Origin of the sequence: Cupriavidus pauculus (assembly GCF_002858765.1) — a bacterium.
GTDB classification, from domain to species: domain Bacteria; phylum Pseudomonadota; class Gammaproteobacteria; order Burkholderiales; family Burkholderiaceae; genus Cupriavidus; species Cupriavidus pauculus_B.
Window position 1 is genome coordinate 600,571 of sequence record NZ_PJRP01000001.1, and the last position, 17,468, is coordinate 618,038.

14 protein-coding genes are annotated in these 17,468 nt (G+C 68.1%); 11 read left to right on the forward strand and 3 right to left on the reverse strand.

All coding sequences use genetic code 11. The annotated features are described in order from the left end of the window. The first annotated feature begins 1 nt into the window (after nt 1). The 7 genes from CYJ10_RS02745 (at nt 2) to CYJ10_RS02775 (ending at nt 8,664) form a co-directional block, all read left to right on the forward strand. Nucleotides 2–2,224 (forward strand): TonB-dependent receptor, encoded by a 2,223-nt coding sequence (locus CYJ10_RS02745; RefSeq protein ID WP_101680011.1) that lies wholly within the window; start codon nt 2–4, stop codon nt 2,222–2,224. Nucleotides 2,225–2,236: 12 nt separating this feature from the next. Beyond that, nucleotides 2,237–3,718: a PepSY domain-containing protein gene (locus CYJ10_RS02750; RefSeq protein WP_101680012.1), complete on the forward strand. Its 1,482-nt coding sequence runs from the start codon at nt 2,237–2,239 to the stop codon at nt 3,716–3,718. Nucleotides 3,719–3,790: 72 nt separating this feature from the next. Continuing rightward, complete coding sequence (locus CYJ10_RS02755) at nt 3,791–4,558, forward strand: DeoR/GlpR family DNA-binding transcription regulator (protein WP_101680013.1); 768 nt, start codon at nt 3,791–3,793, stop codon at nt 4,556–4,558. Nucleotides 4,559–4,595: 37 nt separating this feature from the next. Continuing rightward, the gene (locus CYJ10_RS02760; protein ID WP_101680014.1) at nt 4,596–5,600 is read left to right on the forward strand and encodes an ABC transporter ATP-binding protein; all 1,005 of its coding nucleotides are present in this window, start codon (nt 4,596–4,598) and stop codon (nt 5,598–5,600) included. 19 nt (nt 5,601–5,619) lie between these two features. Further along, a complete protein-coding gene (locus CYJ10_RS02765; protein ID WP_101680015.1) occupies nt 5,620–6,906 on the forward strand; it encodes an ABC transporter substrate-binding protein in 1,287 nt (428 codons plus the stop codon). 67 nt (nt 6,907–6,973) lie between these two features. Beyond that, complete coding sequence (locus CYJ10_RS02770; RefSeq protein ID WP_101680016.1) at nt 6,974–7,858, forward strand: carbohydrate ABC transporter permease; 885 nt, start codon at nt 6,974–6,976, stop codon at nt 7,856–7,858. Next, nucleotides 7,855–8,664, forward strand: coding sequence for a carbohydrate ABC transporter permease (locus CYJ10_RS02775; protein ID WP_101680017.1), 810 nt, complete (start codon nt 7,855–7,857; stop codon nt 8,662–8,664). The genes CYJ10_RS02770 and CYJ10_RS02775 overlap by 4 nt, the downstream gene beginning before the upstream one ends. Nucleotides 8,665–8,742: 78 nt before the next feature. Here CYJ10_RS02775 and CYJ10_RS02780 read toward each other — a convergent pair whose 3' ends face one another. After that, nucleotides 8,743–10,215, reverse strand: coding sequence for a LamG-like jellyroll fold domain-containing protein (locus CYJ10_RS02780; protein ID WP_101680018.1), 1,473 nt, complete (start codon nt 10,213–10,215; stop codon nt 8,743–8,745). Nucleotides 10,216–10,664: 449 nt separating this feature from the next. On the opposite strand from CYJ10_RS02780, the gene CYJ10_RS02785 reads away from it, so the two are divergent. Then, on the forward strand, nt 10,665–12,401 hold the full coding sequence (locus tag CYJ10_RS02785; RefSeq protein WP_101680019.1) for a SulP family inorganic anion transporter: 1,737 nt from the start codon (nt 10,665–10,667) through the stop codon (nt 12,399–12,401). Between the two features lie 34 nt (nt 12,402–12,435). Here CYJ10_RS02785 and CYJ10_RS02790 read toward each other — a convergent pair whose 3' ends face one another. Then, nucleotides 12,436–13,260: an IclR family transcriptional regulator gene (locus CYJ10_RS02790; protein ID WP_101680020.1), complete on the reverse strand. Its 825-nt coding sequence runs from the start codon at nt 13,258–13,260 to the stop codon at nt 12,436–12,438. Next, nucleotides 13,257–14,045, reverse strand: a complete 789-nt coding sequence (locus CYJ10_RS02795) for an IclR family transcriptional regulator (protein WP_101680021.1) — start codon at nt 14,043–14,045, stop codon at nt 13,257–13,259. The genes CYJ10_RS02790 and CYJ10_RS02795 overlap by 4 nt, the downstream gene beginning before the upstream one ends. 299 nt (nt 14,046–14,344) lie before the next feature. On the opposite strand from CYJ10_RS02795, the gene CYJ10_RS02800 reads away from it, so the two are divergent. The 3 genes from CYJ10_RS02800 to CYJ10_RS02810 all read left to right on the forward strand — a co-directional run bounded on the left by CYJ10_RS02800 (nt 14,345) and on the right by CYJ10_RS02810 (nt 17,397). Further along, nucleotides 14,345–15,304, forward strand: coding sequence for an MBL fold metallo-hydrolase (locus tag CYJ10_RS02800; protein ID WP_101680022.1), 960 nt, complete (start codon nt 14,345–14,347; stop codon nt 15,302–15,304). Between the two features lie 86 nt (nt 15,305–15,390). Next, nucleotides 15,391–17,151 (forward strand): FAD-dependent oxidoreductase, encoded by a 1,761-nt coding sequence (locus CYJ10_RS02805; protein ID WP_101680023.1) that lies wholly within the window; start codon nt 15,391–15,393, stop codon nt 17,149–17,151. 36 nt (nt 17,152–17,187) lie between these two features. Continuing rightward, the gene (locus CYJ10_RS02810) at nt 17,188–17,397 is read left to right on the forward strand and encodes a DUF2783 domain-containing protein (protein WP_101680024.1); all 210 of its coding nucleotides are present in this window, start codon (nt 17,188–17,190) and stop codon (nt 17,395–17,397) included. Nucleotides 17,398–17,468: the final 71 nt, after the last annotated feature.

Below are 17,468 nucleotides of genomic sequence, written 5' to 3' on the forward strand. Positions count from 1 at the left end.
GATGACTTACAACCTGTCCGCGCATTCCGCAGGCCGCTCGCGCTCGGCCAAACGCCGCACACCCCTGGCGCGTGGCCACCGGCCGCGTCTGCTGGCCGCTTCGCTCGGCACCGTCGCCAGCCTCAATCTCCCTTATGCATTGGCCCAGGAAGCCGCTTCCGACCGGAAGGAAGGCACGCTGCCGGCCGTCACGGTCAGCGGGGCGGCCCAGATCGACCCACCTGGTCTGGCTCTGTCGAAACCCGAATACACAGGCAGCCGCCTGGGCCTGACCCCGCTGGAAACGCCGGCCAGCGTCGAAGTGCTCAGCGGCGAGACCATCCGCGCACGCGGCGACCAGTCCGTGCGCGAGGCCGTGACGCGCGCCACGGGCATCACGGGCAACCCCGCCCCCGGCAATGGCGGCACGTCGCTGACGGCGCGTGGCTTTTCCGGCCAGGGGTCGGTCATGCAGCTGCTCGACGGCACGCGCATGTACGTGGCATCGGGCACCGTCACCTTCCCGTTCGACACCTGGTCGGTGGATCGCATCGAAGTGCTGCGCGGGCCGGCATCGGTCATGTATGGCGAAGGCGCCATTGGCGGCGTGATCAACGTGGTGCAGAAGAAGCCGATCCGCGGGCCCATCGAGAACGAGCTTCAGATCACCGGCGGCACCGAAAAGACCGCGCGCGTGGCGTTCGATAGCGGCGGCAAGGTCAACGACAACCTGTCGTACCGCTTTGCCACGGCCTACAACCGGTCGGCCGGCTGGGTCGATCGCGGGGACACCAACAACCTGATGGTGTCGGCGTCGGTGCGGCTGGACATCAACCCGGACTTCAACCTGACGCTGTCCTATGACGACGGCACCCAGCATCCGCAGCAGTACTTCGGTGTGCCGCTGGTGAACGGCAGCCTGGATACGTCGCTGCGCAAGAAGAACTACAACGTGGGCGACGCCCAGATCAGCTACCGCGACCGCTGGACGCGCCTGAACGCCGAATGGACGCCCAATGACCGCGTGACGGTACGCAACCAGTTCTATTACCTGACCAGCCATCGTCACTGGCGCGACAGCGAGACCTACGCGTTCCTGCCGGCGACCTCGCAGGTGCGCCGCACCGACTATCTGGAAATCCTGCATGACCAGGAGCAGGTGGGCAACCGCGCGGACCTGACCGTCAAGAGCCGGCTGTTCGGGCTGGAAAACGCCACGACCGTGGGCTTCGACATCAACAAGATCAACTTCACGCATTCCAACAACTCGCCGTACGGCGGTGCGTCGACGGTCAATGCGTACGATTTCGATCCGGGGATGTTCTTCAGCCCGCCGGGCATCGTCACGTCGCCGCGCCTGCGGACCAACACGACGCAGTACGCGCTGTTCGGCGAACATCGTATTTCCTTTACGCCGCAGTGGTCGGTGATCGGCGGCGTCCGCTTCGACCATGCCCGGCTGTACCGCACCGATCTGGTCGCCAACACGGGCTGGGAGAAGACTTTCGCCAACACCACTTGGCGCGTGGGCACGGTGTACCAGTTCACGCCGAGCCTGTCGGTCTACGCGCAGTACGCCACGGCCACTGATCCGCTTGGCGCGCTGGTGACGACGAACGACGCGCAGCGCAACTTCGAGCTGGCCACCGGCAAGCAGGTGGAAGTGGGCGTGAAGCAGGCGTTCTGGGGCAATCGCGGCGAATGGACGTTTGCCGCGTACGAGATCCGCAAGAAGAACCTGCTGTCGCGCGACCCGGTGAATCCGACGATCACCCAGCAGGTGGGCGAGCAGTCGTCGCTCGGGCTGGAAGCATCGGCCAGCGTGGAAGTGCTGCGCGGCCTGCGCCTGGACGTCAACGGCACGGTGCTGCGCGCGCGCTACGACGACTTCAACGAATCAGTCGGCGGCGTGGCGGTGTCGCGCGCCGGCAACGTGCCGACCAGCGTGCCGCAGCAGGCAGCCAACGCCTGGCTGAGCTGGAACTTCATGCCGCAGTGGACGTTCGCCACGGGTCTGCGCTACGTGGGCGGCCGCTACGCGGACACGGCCAACAGGGTGCGCGTGCCGAGCTATACGACGGTCGACACCGCGCTGTCCTGGCGCGTCTCGAAGCAGGCGGCACTGACGCTGCGCGTCTACAACCTGTTCAACCGCGACTACGCCGAATCGTTCTCGAACGGCGGCCAGCAGTGGCTGCTGGGGCGCCCGCGTTCGGCGGAGCTGTCGGCCAACTTCTACTTCTGAGGCCCGGCTGCCATGGCACGCAAGGTCAGGCTGAAGCGCTGGCTGTATCTGATCCATCGCTGGATGGGCATCGCCGGCTGCTTGCTGATCGCGATGTGGTTCGGCTCCGGGCTGGTCATGATGTATGTGGGCTTTCCGGCGCTGACCGACGCCGAGCGGCTGGCCGGCCTGCCGCGTATCGACGCATCGCGCGTGGCCATCACCCCCGACGCAGCGATGGCGGCGGCCGGGCTCGATGCCTTTCCGCGCAGCCTGCGGCTGGAGATGGCGGGCGACCTGCCGGTCTATCGCATGGTCGACGGCAAGGGTCGGCCGCATACGGTGTCGGCCCTCGACGGCCATGTGATCGCGCAAGTCGATGCCGCAACGGCACAGGCCACCGCGCAGCACTTCGCCGGCAAGCCCGCGCAATGGCTGGAGACGGCCGAGCGCGACCAGTGGACCGTGCCGAACGGTCTCAACCCCTGGCGGCCGCTGCACCGTATCGGTATCGACGATGGGCAGGGCACCGAGCTTTACGTGTCGGCCCGGACTGGCGAGGTCATGCGCGATACCCATCGCACGGAGCGCTTCTGGAACTGGCTGGGTTCGGTGCCGCACTGGCTTTACTTCACGCCGATCCGCCAGGACCCGCCGTTGTGGCGCCAGGTGGTGCTGTGGACGTCGGGCCCCTGCGTGGCGGTGGCGATCACCGGCATCTGGATCGGCTGGCTGCGCCTGCGCGTGCGGCGCCGCTTTGCCCACGGCAGCCTGGGCGGTACGTCGCCGTATCACGGCTGGATGGCCTGGCACCACGTGGCGGGGCTGGCGGGGGCATTGTTCCTGCTGTGCTGGCTGATCTCGGGCTGGCTGTCGGTCAATCCGAACCAGTGGTTCAACGGGCGCGGCTTCGATGGGGCGGCATTGCAGCGCCACGCCGGGCATACCGCCGCATCGTTCCCGACGCCGGCTTGGCAGACGCTGGGCGACGGCGTGCGCGAAGCGCGCATGACGTGGGTGGGTGGCCGGCCGGTGCTGCTGGCGTCGACGGGAGACGGCGGGGTGCGGGCCGTCGATCCGCACGATGGTGCGACCGTCCAATGGAATCCCGACGACCTGGTGCGCGCGGCGGCCACGCTGCTGCCGGATGCCCGGATCGCATCGGAAATCGTCCAGAACGAACCCGACGCCTACTGGTACAGCCATCACCATGCGCGCCGCTTCCCGGTGCTGCGGGTCGGCTTCGACGATCCGGACGGTACCTGGGCCTATGTCGATCCGGCAACCGGCCAGGTCATCGGCCGCAGCGACGACAGCCGGCGGCTGTACCGCTGGCTGTTCAACGCCGCCCACAGTTATGACCTTGTCACGTTGACGCGGCATCGTCCGCTCTGGGACGCCGTGGTCTGGGCGTTGTCCATCGTCGGCCTGGCGATGTCGGTCAGCGGTGTGGTCGTGGGCTGGCGGCGGCTGCGGCGCCAGGGCGGCACGGGTGCCCCACGCCGGGAGGGGTAGGACTGTCACGGAAGCGTCACATCGCGCGCTTACATTTTCGTTCGAGCATGCAAAGTGAGCGAATGAGCGTCGATGAGTCTGACCCCGCGGCAACGTGAAATCTTTGGCTGGCTGAACGATGCCGGCTACCTCAGTACCGAACAACTGGCCAGCCGCTTTGGCGTCAGCAGCCAGACCATCCGGCGCGACATCAATGAATTGAGTGTGCAGGGTCTGGCGCGCCGGATGCACGGCGGGCTGAGCCTGCCGGCCAGCCAGCACAACATCAGCTATCTGCAGCGCAGTACCGCGCATGTCGAGCGCAAGCGGCGCATTGCCGAGGTGGCCATCGGCGTGGTCGAGGCCGATGCCACGGTCTTCCTGGGCTATGGCACCACGGTGGCCGACTTTGCCCGTGCGCTGCCGGACGACCTGCCGCTGCGCGTGATCACCAACAACCTGGGTGCCGTGCATGCGCTGGCCGACAAGCCGCGCATCGAAACCTGGGTGGCCGGCGGACGCCTGCGTGCCGGCGATTTCGATGTGATGGGCAGCGCCACATTGGATTTTGTACGACGTTTTCGTGCGCATGTGGCGATCTGCAGCGCCGCCGGCATCGACGCGGACGGCACGTTCTACGAATTCCAGCCCGAGGAGGCCGAGTTGAGCCAGGTGCTGCTGTCGCACAGCCATTTGCGCGTGCTGCTGGCCGACAGCAGCAAGTGCCTGCGCAACGCGCCGTGCCGCGTGGCCGGCCTGGACCAGATCGACCACCTGTTCACCGATACCGAGGCCACCGACGCGCTGCCGACGCTGCCGAACCTGTGCGAGCGCGCCGGCGTGGCGCTGCACCTGTGCTGAGCCTCCGGCGCCACGCGCGCCTTCCTTCCTGAATCCCATGGCCTATCTGCGACTCGAACAGCTGCAGCAGCGCTTCGGCGACCACGCGGTGCTACGCGGTATCGACCTCGACATCGAACGTGGCGAGTTCATCGCGCTGCTGGGCCCGTCCGGCTGCGGCAAGACCACGCTGCTGCGCCTGATTGCCGGGCTGGACCTGCCCAGCGCCGGCCGCATCCACCTGGATGGGCGCGATGTCACCGCGCTGGAGCCCGCGCAGCGCATGCTGAGCATGGTGTTCCAGTCGTACGCGCTGTTTCCGCACCTGAGCGTGGCCGACAACATCCTGTTCGGCCTGCGTGCCCGCAAGGTGGCGCGCGACGCGCAGACGCACCGGCTGCACCACGCCGCCGAACTGCTGGGGCTGGGCACGCTGCTGGCGCGCAAGCCGGCGGCGCTGTCGGGCGGCCAGAAGCAGCGCGTGGCGCTGGCGCGCGCCATCGTGTCGCAGCATCCGCTTTGCCTGATGGACGAGCCGCTGTCGAACCTCGATGCGCAGTTGCGCGCGGAGATGCGCGCGGAACTGCGCAAGCTCCAGCAGCAGCTTGGCCTGACGGTGGTCTATGTCACGCACGACCAGGTCGAGGCGATGAGCATGGCCGACCGCATCGTGCTGATGCACCAGGGCCAGATCGCCCAGACCGGCACGCCCACCGAACTGTACGAGCAGCCGGCCACGCCGGTGGTGGCGCGCTTTATCGGCCAGCCGCCGATGAACCTGATCCGGCTGCCGGGCGCCGATCACTGGCTGGGCGTGCGGCCCGAACATATCGAACTGGGCGGCGGCCACGCGGCCGAGGTGGTCCGCTCCGAATATCACGGCGCCGACACGCTGATCGAAGTGCGGCTGCACGACCAGCCGCTGCTGGTGCGGCACGCGGGCCGCGTGGCCCCGGCGCCCGGTACCCGCCTGATGGTGCAGTGGCCGGCGGCGCGCGAGCATCGCTTTGCGATCGACGACGCGCCGGCGGCCTCCAAGGTTTTGTCCACCGTTTTGCCCTGACTATCTACTAGGAGCGTTCATGTCGTTCAAGACCCGATGCCTGGCCGTCGCGCTCGGCACCCTCAGTTGCTTCGCGTCGCTGGCGGCCAGTGCGGCGCCGACGCAGGTCACGATGTACTACCCGGTTTCCGTTGGCGGCCCGCTGACGCAGGTCGTCGACAAGCTGGTCGGCGAGTTCGAGCAGGCCAATCCCGACGTCAAGGTCAACGCCATCTACGCGGGCAACTATGACGACGCGCGCACCAAGGCCCTGGCCGCGCTGAAGGCCGGTACGCCGGTGCAGACGTCGGTGCTGTTTTCGATCGACCTGCACGAACTGAAGGACCTGGGCGTGATCCGTCCGTTCGACGACTTCGCCACCACGGCCGAAGACAAGGCATGGCTGCAGAGCTTCTACCCGGGCCTGATGGACAACGGCCGCGCCGATGGCAAGACCTGGGGCATTCCGTTCCAGCGCTCGACCATCGTCATGTTCTACAACAAGGACGCCTTCCGCCAGGCCGGCCTGAACGCCGACCAGCCGCCGCGCTCGTGGACCGAGATGCGCGAGGCCGCGGCCAGGCTGGTGAAGCGCGACGGCGGCAACACCAGCCGCTGGGGCGTGATGATCCCGTCCACCGGCTACGCCTACTGGATGTTCGGCGCGCTGACCAAGCAGAACGGCCAGACGCTGATGAACCCGGCCGGCACGCGCACCACGTTCGACGCCCCGAAGGCGGTGCAGGCGCTGGAGTACTGGACGTCGCTGTCGAAGGACGGCGTGAGCCCCAAGGGCCTGATCGAGTGGGGCACGCTGCGCCAGAACTTTGTCGAAGGCAAGACCGCGATGATGTGGCATTCCACCGGCAACCTGACCGCCGTGCTGAAGGAAGCCAGGTTCGACGTCGGCGTGGCGCCGCTGCCCGGCAACACCGAGCCGGGCTCGCCCACCGGCGGCGGCAACTTCTACCTGTTCAAGAGCGGCAGCGATGCCGAGCAGCGTGCCGCGTTCCGCCTGGTCAAGTTCCTGACCGCGCCCGAGCGTTCTGCGCAGTGGAGCGTGGCGACCGGCTACATGGGTGTGAGCCAGGCCAGCTACGAGACGCCGACGCTGAAGGACTACGCTGCCAAGGTGCCGCAGTCGCTGGTGGCGCGTGACCAGTTGTCGGTGGCGACCGCCGAACTGTCGACGCACCAGGCCGGCCGCGTGCGCAAGCTGCTGGAAGATGCGCTGCAGTCGGCCATCGCCGGCCAGCAGGAGCCCAAGGCCGCACTGGCTGGCGCGCAGGCACAGGCCGACCGCGTGCTGAAGCCCTACCAGCGTTGATGACGGCGGAGCCGGCGCCCGCCGGCTCCGCGGTGACCTGATTTCCCGCCGGCCCGGCGCCGACCTCATGAAAGCCAGAACTCCTACCTCCGGCCACGCCACGCAAGCGTGGCTGATGCTGCTGCCGGCGCTGGTGCTGCTGGCCGCCTTCACCTACTGGCCCATCGTGGGCAGCCTCTGGCACAGCGTGCAGATGCAGGCGCCCGGCATTCCGCCGGCGTTCGCGGGCCTCGACAATTTTGCGGCGCTGATGGATGACCCCGTGTTCCGTCAGGCCGTGCGCAACAACCTCTGGTATGCGCTGGTGACCGTGCCGGTGTCGGTGGTGCTGGCGCTGGCCATGGCGCTGTGGGTGAACCAGCGCTACGCGGGACGCGGCCTGCTGCGGCTGGCCTTCTTCACCCCGACCATGCTGCCGATGGTGGCCGCCGCCAACGTCTGGCTGTTCTTCTACGCGCCCGACATCGGCCTGCTGAACCGGCTGCTGGCGTGGGTGGGCATTGCCGGGCGCAACTGGCTGGGCGATGTCGATACGGCGCTGCCCGCGCTGATGGTGGTCACCATCTGGAAAGAGGCGGGCTTCTTCATGATCTTCTACCTGGCGGCGCTGCAGTCCATCTCCACCGAGCAGCTCGACGCCGCGCGGCTGGAGGCCCCGTCGGCCTGGTACCGGCTGCGCCATGTGGTGCTGCCGCTGCTGGCGCCCACCACGCTGTTCGTGGTGGTCAACGCGCTGATCAACGCGTTCAAGCTGGTCGATCACCTGTTCGTGCTCACGCGCGGCGGCCCCAACAACGCCAGCACGCTGCTGCTGTACTACCTGTACGAGATCGCGTTCAAGTTCCAGGACGCGAACTATGCCGCCGCGCTGACCATCGTGCTGCTGGCGATCCTGGCGCTGTGCTCGGCAATCCAGTTCTGGCTGTCCCGCAACCGCGTCCACTACCGATGACCTTCCTTCGCGCTGCCTTGCTACCCGTTGCCGGCGCCGTCGCCGGCCTGCTGTGGATTTCGCCGTTGCTGCTGCTGTGCTGGGGCGCCTTTCACCCGGGCGGCGAAGCCATGCGGCTGAGCCTGCAAACGCCGTGGGGGCTGGACAACTTTCCGCAAGCCTGGAACGTGGCGCCGTTCGCGCGCTATCTGGTCAACACCGTCTGCATCGTCACGCTGCTGCTGGTGCTGCAGCTGACGGTGTGCACGCTGGCTGGCTACGCGCTGGCGCGGATGCAGTTTGCCGGCCGCAGCCTGGTGTTCGGACTGGTGCTGCTGCAACTGATGGTGATGCCCGAGGTGCTGATCACCGAGAACTACCTGACCATCGCTCGCGCGGGCCAGGTGGATACCTGGCTGGGCGTGGCGCTGCCCTACATCGCCAGCGCGTTTGGCATCTTCCTGCTGCGCCAGACCTTCATGACGGTGCCGCAGGAACTGGAGGATGCCGCGCGCATCGAGGGCATGGGGCGGCTGGGCATCCTGCTGAAGGTCTACGTGCCGCTGGCACGGCCGACGTACCTGGCCTACGCGCTGGTGTCGGTCAGCTATCACTGGAACAACTTCCTGTGGCCGCTGGTGGCCACGCAGACCGAAGCCAGCCGGCCGGTCACCGTGGGCATGGCGCTGTTTGCCGCGCCGGAGACCGGCGTCGACTGGGGCGTGCTGTCGGCCGGCACGCTGCTGTGCGTGGGGCCGCTGGTGCTGGCCTTCCTGCTGTTCCAGCGCCAGTTCATGCAGTCGTTCATGCAGGCCGGCGTCAAGTGAGATGCCCCGGCCGGGCAGGCCGGGAGGCCGGATTAGCCAGCAAGGCCGGGGCATCTGTCATCGTCCGTGCGCGCCCGGTCAGTGGTCGCGCCAGCGCTGCACCATCACCTGCTGGATCTTGCCCTTGAAGAAGTAGCGTCGGTCCGTGGCGCCCTGCGGGTCGGCGCCAATCACGATCGGGCTCGTATTGAGCCCCACGCCGCCCGTGACCGATACCGACGGCGTGCGCTCGACGTTGTTCACCCACAGCCGCACCGCGCCATTGCCATCGTAGGCGCCGACGATGAAGTACGAGTCGGTGCCGTTGAACGATGCCAGCGGCGCCGTGGCGTACTGGTACGCGCCGTTCACGTAGACGCCGAAGCGCAGCGTGGTGCCGGCCTGCTCCAGCGCGAACCCGCCCGCGTCGCTCTTGGCCAGGATCGATGCCGTGGCGCCTGACGTCAGGTCATCGAAATTCACCACCGCGCTGACCAGGAAGCCGCCATTTGCGTCGTTGTCGGCCTGCCAGGTGGTGACCGACTGCGTGCCGGTGAACACCATGCTGCCGCCCACGCGATCCTCGTCCGACGTGACCGCCAGCACTTCCAGCGTCGGTGTGCTGCTGCCCTGGGCCACGCTGTAGCGCGTGGCGCCGGTACGCTGGTAGCTCAGCGGCCAGGCCGTCTGCTGGGCGGTGTTCATGTACAGCAGCGCCGTGGATTCGGCAATCAGTGCGCGGGCGGAACTGGCCAGCGCGGTGGTGCCGCGGTCGTAGTCGGTGGTGATGAAGTCGACGTCTTCGCGCAACGCGGACAGGTAGGCTTCGCCCATGCTTGCCGGCGTCGTATAAACGCCAACGCCGAGCCCCAGCAGTTTGGCCTGCATCAGCGCGCCATACAGGTTCGACATCCGGTATTCCAGCTCCACGCCATGGAAGCCCAGGCTCTTGGTGGTGCGAATGTTGTTGCGGATGTCGCTCTCGATCAGCGTGTGAAAGCGCACGTAGTCGCGGATGCTGGCGAATTCGGACTGCGCCAGCAGCGCCTTGGCGCGCACCAGGTGCTGGTGGCGCCCATCCATGAAGGCGCGCAGCATCACCGGGCGCCCGGCCCTGGCATAGCCCCAGTCACGAATCGCGCGCAGCACGCCCAGCATCAACGTGTCGCTGGCCGCCGCCGTGGAATAGCCTTCCTTGATTTCCAGGAACAGCATCCGGTCGCTCTGCTGCAGGCTGGTATTGGCCAGCGCGTCGGCCAGCGATCCCACCGCGCCTTCGCTGTCGGCGTGCTCCACGTAGACCTGGCCATCGGCATGCAGCGTGAGATCGAGTTCGATCAGGTCGTAGCCGCGCGACAGCGCCATGGCCACCTGGGCATTGGTGGCCGCCGTGGTGCTGCCATAGCAGTTGTGGCACGACAGCGCCACCGTGTTGCCCAGCGGCGAAGCGGGCAAGGCACGGCTCACGCCGGTCCAGTAGGTGCCGGCCTGGGCGGCCATGGGTGCCGCGCACAGCAAGAGCCACAGCCATGCGCGAACGAAACATCGATACAGCGGGAAGGTTGCAAGCATTCAGTATCTCGTCGTGTTGGATTGAAAGGAAACACGAGCCCGAAGACTGCGCAAAACGACGGGAAAGGCCCGTGGTCATGGCCGCCGGCGCGACAAGTGCGCGTGTGGCGGATGTGACGCTGGCGATTGTCGAAGATGGTCCGTGGCAGGGGTGTGACGGCGATATGAAACTACGTGGCTTTCAATCGCGCGGGTTGTGCGGTGGCGACGCGTGAGGCTGGCCATGCCAGGTCAGGCCATCCAAGGGCCCGATCACGCCCTCGGTCAGCCGCTTATTGTGCGGCGCACAATGGCGCGCACAAAGGTGGGCACAAAGGTGGGCACAAGGGTTGCGCAAGCTGGCCCGCACGGCGGCGTCGCCCGCACCGGCGTGGCCTTGCTTTGGCGCCGCCGGAGCCTATGCTGAATCACACCGATCTCCGGCGTGTCACCACCACGAAAAGGGTCCCATGGCATCCACCACGCCCACCTCTGCTCATGCATCGGCCCCGCACTGGCTGCGCTGGCTGCCCGGACTGGCCATGCTGCGCACGTACGAGCCCGCCTGGCTGCCGCGCGACCTGGCCGCCGGGCTGGTGCTGACGACGATGCTGGTGCCGGTGGGCATCGCCTATGCCGAGGCGTCGGGCGTGCCCGGCGTGTACGGGCTCTATGCGACGATCATCCCGCTGCTGGCCTACGCGCTGTTCGGGCCGAGCCGCATCCTGGTGCTGGGGCCCGATTCCGCGCTGGCCGCGCCGATCCTGGCCGTGGTGCTGGGCATGTCCGGCGGCGACCCGATGCGCGCCGTGGCTACGGCCAGCCTGATGGCCATCGTCGCGGGCCTGTTCTGCATCGTGCTGGGCCTGCTGCGGCTGGGCTTCATCACCGAGCTGCTGTCCAAGCCGATCCGCTATGGCTATATGAACGGCATCGCGCTGACGGTGCTGGTTAGCCAGTTGCCGAAGCTGTTCGCGATCAAGATCGACGATGCCGGGCCGCTGCGCGAGCTGTGGTGGCTGGCGCAGGCCATCGCCGATGGCAAGACCAACTGGTACAGCTTCGCCGTGGGCGCGGCCAGCCTGGTGGTGATCCTGTTTCTGAAGCGCTTCGAGCGCGTACCGGGCATCCTCATCGCCGTGGTGCTGGCCACGCTGGCGGTCAGCGTGTTGCGGCTGGATACCCAGGGCGTGAAGGTACTGGGCGAGATCCCGCAGGGGCTGCCCACGTTCGCGCTGCCGTGGTTCAGCGGCGTGGACATCGTCCGGATCGCGCTGGGCGGCTGTGCCGTGGCGATGATTGCGTTTGCCGATACCAGCGTGCTGTCGCGCACCTATGCCGCGCGCACCCATACGCGGGTGGATCCGAACCAGGAAATGGTGGGCCTGGGCGTGGCCAACCTGGCGGCCGGGCTGTTCCAGGGGTTTCCGATCAGCAGCAGCGCATCGCGCACGCCGGTGGCCGAGGCGGCCGGCGCCCGCACGCAGCTGACCGGCGTGGTCGGCGCCATCGCCGTGGCGGCCTTGCTGCTGGTGGCGCCCAACCTGCTGCGCTACCTGCCCAACAGCGCGCTGGCCGCCGTGGTCATTGCCGCGGCCATCGGCCTGTTCGAGTTCAAGGACCTGCAGCGCATCTATCGCATCCAGCAGTGGGAGTTCTGGCTGTCGATGCTGTGCTTTGCGGCCGTGGCGGTGTTCGGCACGATTCCCGGCATCTGCCTGGCGGTGGTCCTGGCCGTGATCGAGTTCCTGTGGGATGGCTGGCGGCCGCACTTTGCGGTGCTGGGCCGGGTGCCGGGCCTGCGCGGCTATCACGACCTGAAGCGCTATCCGCATGCGGCGCTGATCGACGGGCTGGTGCTGTTCCGCTGGGACGCGCCGCTGTTCTTTGCCAATGCCGAACTGTTCCAGCAACGGCTGATGGAAGCGGTGGAGGCCGCGCCGCCGCCGGTGCGCTGGGTGGTGGTGGCGGCCGAGCCGGTGACCAGCGTGGACGTTACATCGGCCGACATGCTGCGCGAACTGATCCAGAACCTGGCCGAGGACGGCGTGGCGCTGCATTTCGCGGAAATGAAGGACCCGGTCCGCGACAAGCTCAGGCGCTTCGAGCTGACCGCGATATTCCCCGACGATTGCTTCCACCCCACGGTGGGTAGCGCGGTGGACAGCTATCTGGCCAGCATCGGCGCCCGGCAACTGGAGGACTGACTGCGGGTGCAGCGCCCGGATGGCGGTACGCCGGTCAGGCGCCGGTGGCGTCGCTTGCGCTACTTGCACCGGTGGCACCCATCGCGCCGAACCGCCACGACAGACGCCGGGCCGCCTGCCTGACCAGCTGGGCCACATCGCTGTCCGTCGCGCTGTCGAAGCTGCCGCTGCTGCCCATGACGGCGATGACCAGCGCCAGCGCGCCGGTGTGGTCGAACACCGGGGCCGCCAGTGTGTCGATGCCGGGCACGGGGCGGCTGACGGCGTTGTCGATGCCATCGTCGCGGATCTTGCGCCAGCGCGGCGTGGCCGCCTGCTGCACCGCCGTATCCACGGTCACGCCGGCCATGCGGATCGCGTCCTGCGCCAGTGCCTGGGTCAGTACGTCGTCGGGCAGGTGAGCGGCGAAGGTGCGGCCGATGGCCGTGTGGACCATCGACAGCACCGTGCCGACACGCAGGCTGACGTGCTGCGGGCGCGACGCTTCCTCCAGCCGGATCACCGTGGGCCCCAAGGGCCCGAACACCGCCATCGCCACCGACAGGCCCGTGGCGTGCGCCAGCGCCACCACCTCGGGCTCGGCCTCGCGCGTGGGCGACAGGCGCTGCAGGGCCACCAGGCCCATTTCCAGCGCCAGCATGCCGGCCTCGAAATCGCCATCGGCGTTGCGCGCCAGCAGGCCGATCTTCTGCAGGCTGACCAGATGCGGGAACGCCTTGGCCGGTGCCATGCCGGCGGCGCGCGCCAGTTCGCCGAGCGAGAGCGGACGACCGGCGTCGGCCAGCGCATTGAGCAACTGGCCGGTATTGTCCAGCGACTGGATGCCGCGCTGGGGTTTGCTGTCTTCCGGGTCGGTCATGTCGGTGCCACTGCCTGCGCGATGTCGTCGATGGCGCCGCGCAGCGCGCTGGCCACGGGGCCTTGCCAGTCGACGTCGATGGCGCCGGTGGACCCGATGGCGGTCAGCACCAGGCGCAGCGTGCCATCGGCATCGACCAGCGGCATCGCCAGGCTGCTGACGGCGGGGCTGGGCGAATCGATGCTGCGGGCCATGCCGCGCTGGCGCACGGCGTCGAGCTGATCCTCGAAAGCGGACAGGGCATCTGGCGATGCCGACGCGGCCCCGGCCTGCTGCTGGCGCCAGATCGGCTGCCAGTGCGCCGCCGGCTGGAACGCGCAATACGTGCGGCCGGTGGCGGTGGTGGCCAGGGCCATCACCGTGCCCACGTGCAGGTTGACGTGGAGCGGCGACCCGGCGGTCGCATAGTGGACGATGGTCGGCCCCTGCGGCGTGGGCAGGCTGACCGCCACGTTCCAGCCGATGGCCGAGGCCAGCGCCTGCACGTGCGGCACGGCCGCGCGATAGGCCGGCGTGTGATCGAGATGCAGCATGCCCAGGCGCAACGCCAGCGGCCCCGGTTCGTAGCTGCCGTCGAGATGATCGCGCTTGATGAGTCCGAGCCGCGTCAGGCTGACCAGGTACGTGTGCGCCTGGGCCGGCGCCAGTTGCGCCGCGGCGGCCAGGTCGGCCAGGGCCAGCGGCCGGCGTGCATCGGCCAGCGCCTGCAGCAGGCGGCCGCCCACCTCCACGCTCTGGATGCCGCGCTGCGTCTTGCCGGCGGATTCGCCCGGGGGTCGTGCCATGCCTGCCTGCTGCCGTGTCTGTCGGAAAGAGCCCAATGGTACGCGATGCATCGCCATCGGGCGGCCTGTCAGGCGCTTGATGCGGTGCCAGGGGCTCGGGGTTTTCCCGCGTCGCCCACGCTGTCACAAGGCATGGCGGGTAATTTAGCAAATAGCAATCGTATTTGCCATTGACTAAAAATAGCCGTCTTCCTAAGATTCCCTTACGCCCAACCTGGCCGATCCGGTCGATTCCGCCGGCCTCCAGCGTGGATCGTCCCCCCCGATCCCATTCCGATACCGACGACAACGAGACAAACATGGCAAAAGCATTCGCATCCCAGGCCGACCTGGAAGCCAAGCAGATCACCTTCACCCAGCTTTCCGAAAACGCCTGGGCCTACACGGCCGAGGGCGACCCCAATTCGGGCGTGATCATTGGCGACGACGGCGTGATGATCGTGGACACCACCGCCACGCCGGCCATGGCGCAGGACCTGATCGCCCGCATCCGCGAGATCACCGACAAGCCCATCAAGTACGTGGTGCTGTCGCACTACCATGCGGTGCGCGTGCTGGGCGCGTCGGCCTACTTTGCCGAGGGCGCGCAGCAGGTCATCGCCAGCCGGGGCACCTTTGAGATGATCGTGGAGCGCGGCGAGGCCGACATGAAGTCCGAGATCGAACGGTTTCCGCGCCTGTTCGCCGGCGTGGAAACGGTGCCGGGCCTGACCTGGCCGACGCTGGTCTTCGAGCGCGAGATCACGCTGTTCATGGGCAAGCTGGAAGTGCGCATCGCGCACCTGGGCGCAGGACACACCAAGGGCGACACCGTGGTGTGGCTGCCGCAGCAGAAGGTGCTGTTCTCGGGCGACCTGGTGGAGTACGACGCCGCCTGCTACTGCGGCGACGCCCAGCTCGAACAATGGCCGGCCACGCTCGACGCACTGGCCGCGCTGCAGCCCGAAAAGCTGGTGCCGGGCCGCGGCCCCGCGCTGACCACGCCGGCCGATGTGGCCAAGGGCCTGGCCTACACCAAGGACTTTGTCTCCACGCTGCTGCAGGCCGGCCGCGAAGCCGTGGCCGACAAGCTCGACCTGAAGGCCGCCATGGCGCATACGCGCAAGTCGATGGATCCGAAGTTCGGCCACGTGTTCATCTACGAGCACTGCCTGCCGTTCGATGTGTCGCGGGCGTTCGACGAGGCGTCGGGCATCACGCATCCGCGCATCTGGACGGCGCAGCGCGACCAGGATATGTGGGCGGCTTTGCAGGCGTGAGTTGGCACCGGCTGTTTTCGCCGCTCTCCCGCACGGCGGGAGAGCGGCGAAAAAGAACACAACCACGCAAAGTGGACGGAGACACCATGAGCAGTACCGAAGTCGACATCGACTACCAGAAGCAGACGTACGCCTACGTGCCCTGTGCCGAGCAGCAGGCCGGCCACCAGGCCGAGGGACCGCATCCCGTGATCGTGGTGGGCGCGGGGCCGGTGGGGCTGGCTACGGCGATCGACCTGGCGCGCCACGGCGTGCCCGTGGTGCTGGTCGATGACGACTGCACGCTGTCCACCGGCTCGCGTGCGATCTGCTTTGCCAAGCGCACGCTGGACATCTTCGACCGCCTGGGCTGCGGCGACCGCATGGTCGACAAGGGCGTGCGCTGGCACGTGGGCAAGGTGTTTCTGCAGGACCGCCAGATCTACGCGTTCGACCTGCTGCCCGAGGCCGGCCACCAGCGCCCGGCGTTCATCAACCTGCAGCAGTACTACGTCGAGGGCTACCTGCTCGATTGCGCGCGGGCGATGCCGAATATCGACATCCGCTGGAAGAGCCGCGCCGTGGCGGTGGCGCAGCACCCCGACCACGTGGCCCTGACCATCGAGACGCCCGACGGCTGCTACACGCTGTGCGGCCGCTACGTGGTGGCGGCCGATGGCTCGCGCAGCCCGCTGCGCAAGATGCTGGGACAGGAAAGCCATGGCCATACGTTTCGCGACCGCTTCCTGATTGCCGATGTGAAGATGGAGGCGCCGTTTCCGGCCGAGCGCTGGTTCTGGTTCGACCCGCCGTTCCATCCGAACCAGTCGGTGCTGCTGCACCGCCAGCCCGACAACGTCTGGCGCATCGACTTCCAGCTGGGATGGGATGCCGATCCCGTGGCCGAGAAGGCGCCCGAGCGGGTGATTCCGCGCGTGCAGGCGCTGCTGGGCCCCGACGCGAAGTTCGAGCTGGAATGGGTCAGCGTGTACACGTTCGCGTGCGTGCGCATGGACAGCTTCCGCCATGGCCGCGTGCTGTTCACCGGCGATGCCGCGCACGGGGTGTCGCCGTTCGGTGCGCGTGGCGCCAACAGCGGTGTGCAGGACGCCGAGAACCTGGCCTGGAAGCTGGCCTATGTGCTGCAGGGCAAGGCGCCCGACAGCCTGCTGGACACCTACGCCAGCGAACGCGAATTCGCCGCCGACGAGAACATCCGCAACTCCACGCGCGCCACCGATTTCATCACGCCGAAGAGCGCGGTGAGCCGCGTGTTCCGCGATGCCGTGCTGACGCTGGCCCGCGATCATGCGTTCGCACGGCAGCTGGTCAACAGCGGCCGGCTGTCGGTGCCGGCCGTGCTGCACGATTCGGCGCTGAACACGGGCGATGCCGCTGCCGCTGCCTTTGGCGGTGCGATGGCGCTGGGTGCCGCGTGCGTCGATGCCCCCGTCGCCGATGCGGCCGGCAAGCCCTGGCTGCTGCAGCATCTGGGCGACGAATTCGTGGCGCTGGTGTTCGGCCCGCCGGCCGGGCTCGATGCCGCACAGGCCGAAGCGCTGCGCGTGCTGCAGCAGGGCGGCATTCCGCTGCGCGTGGTGTTTGTCACCGACGCGGCCATCTCAGCATCGGCCCAGGCCTGGCCCGGTGCCACGGTGCTGCGCGATGCCGAAGGCCTGGCCGCCAATCGCTACGACGCCCGCGCCGGCACCTGCTACCTGATCCGCCCCGACCAGCATGTATGCGCGCGCTGGCGCGGTGTCGATGTGGCCGGGATTGCCGTCGCGCTGGCCCGAGCCACCGGCAACGCGCCGGCATCCGCGAGCCTGGCGCCATCCGCCCCGGTGCCGGCACCGGCCCTGGCCTGAAGACCTGAACGCAGCCATCCGAAGGAGACAGGCCCCATGCCGCTCACTACCGCCCCCAACCTCGCGCGCCCCGATGACTTCTACGAGGCGCTGATCGACATGCACCGCGACCTGGACGATGCCGCCAGCCAGGCTGTCAACGCGCGGCTGATCCTGCTGCTGGCCAACCACATCGGCGATCACGACGCGCTGGTTGAAGCCATGCGGCTGGCCCGCGCGGCTGCCGAAGTGCCAACCCCGGCCTAGCCCCGCGCAGGCCGCCCGGCCACCCCCTAATCCGCGATCACCTCCGCAGGGGCGCAATCCGACGCCCCGGG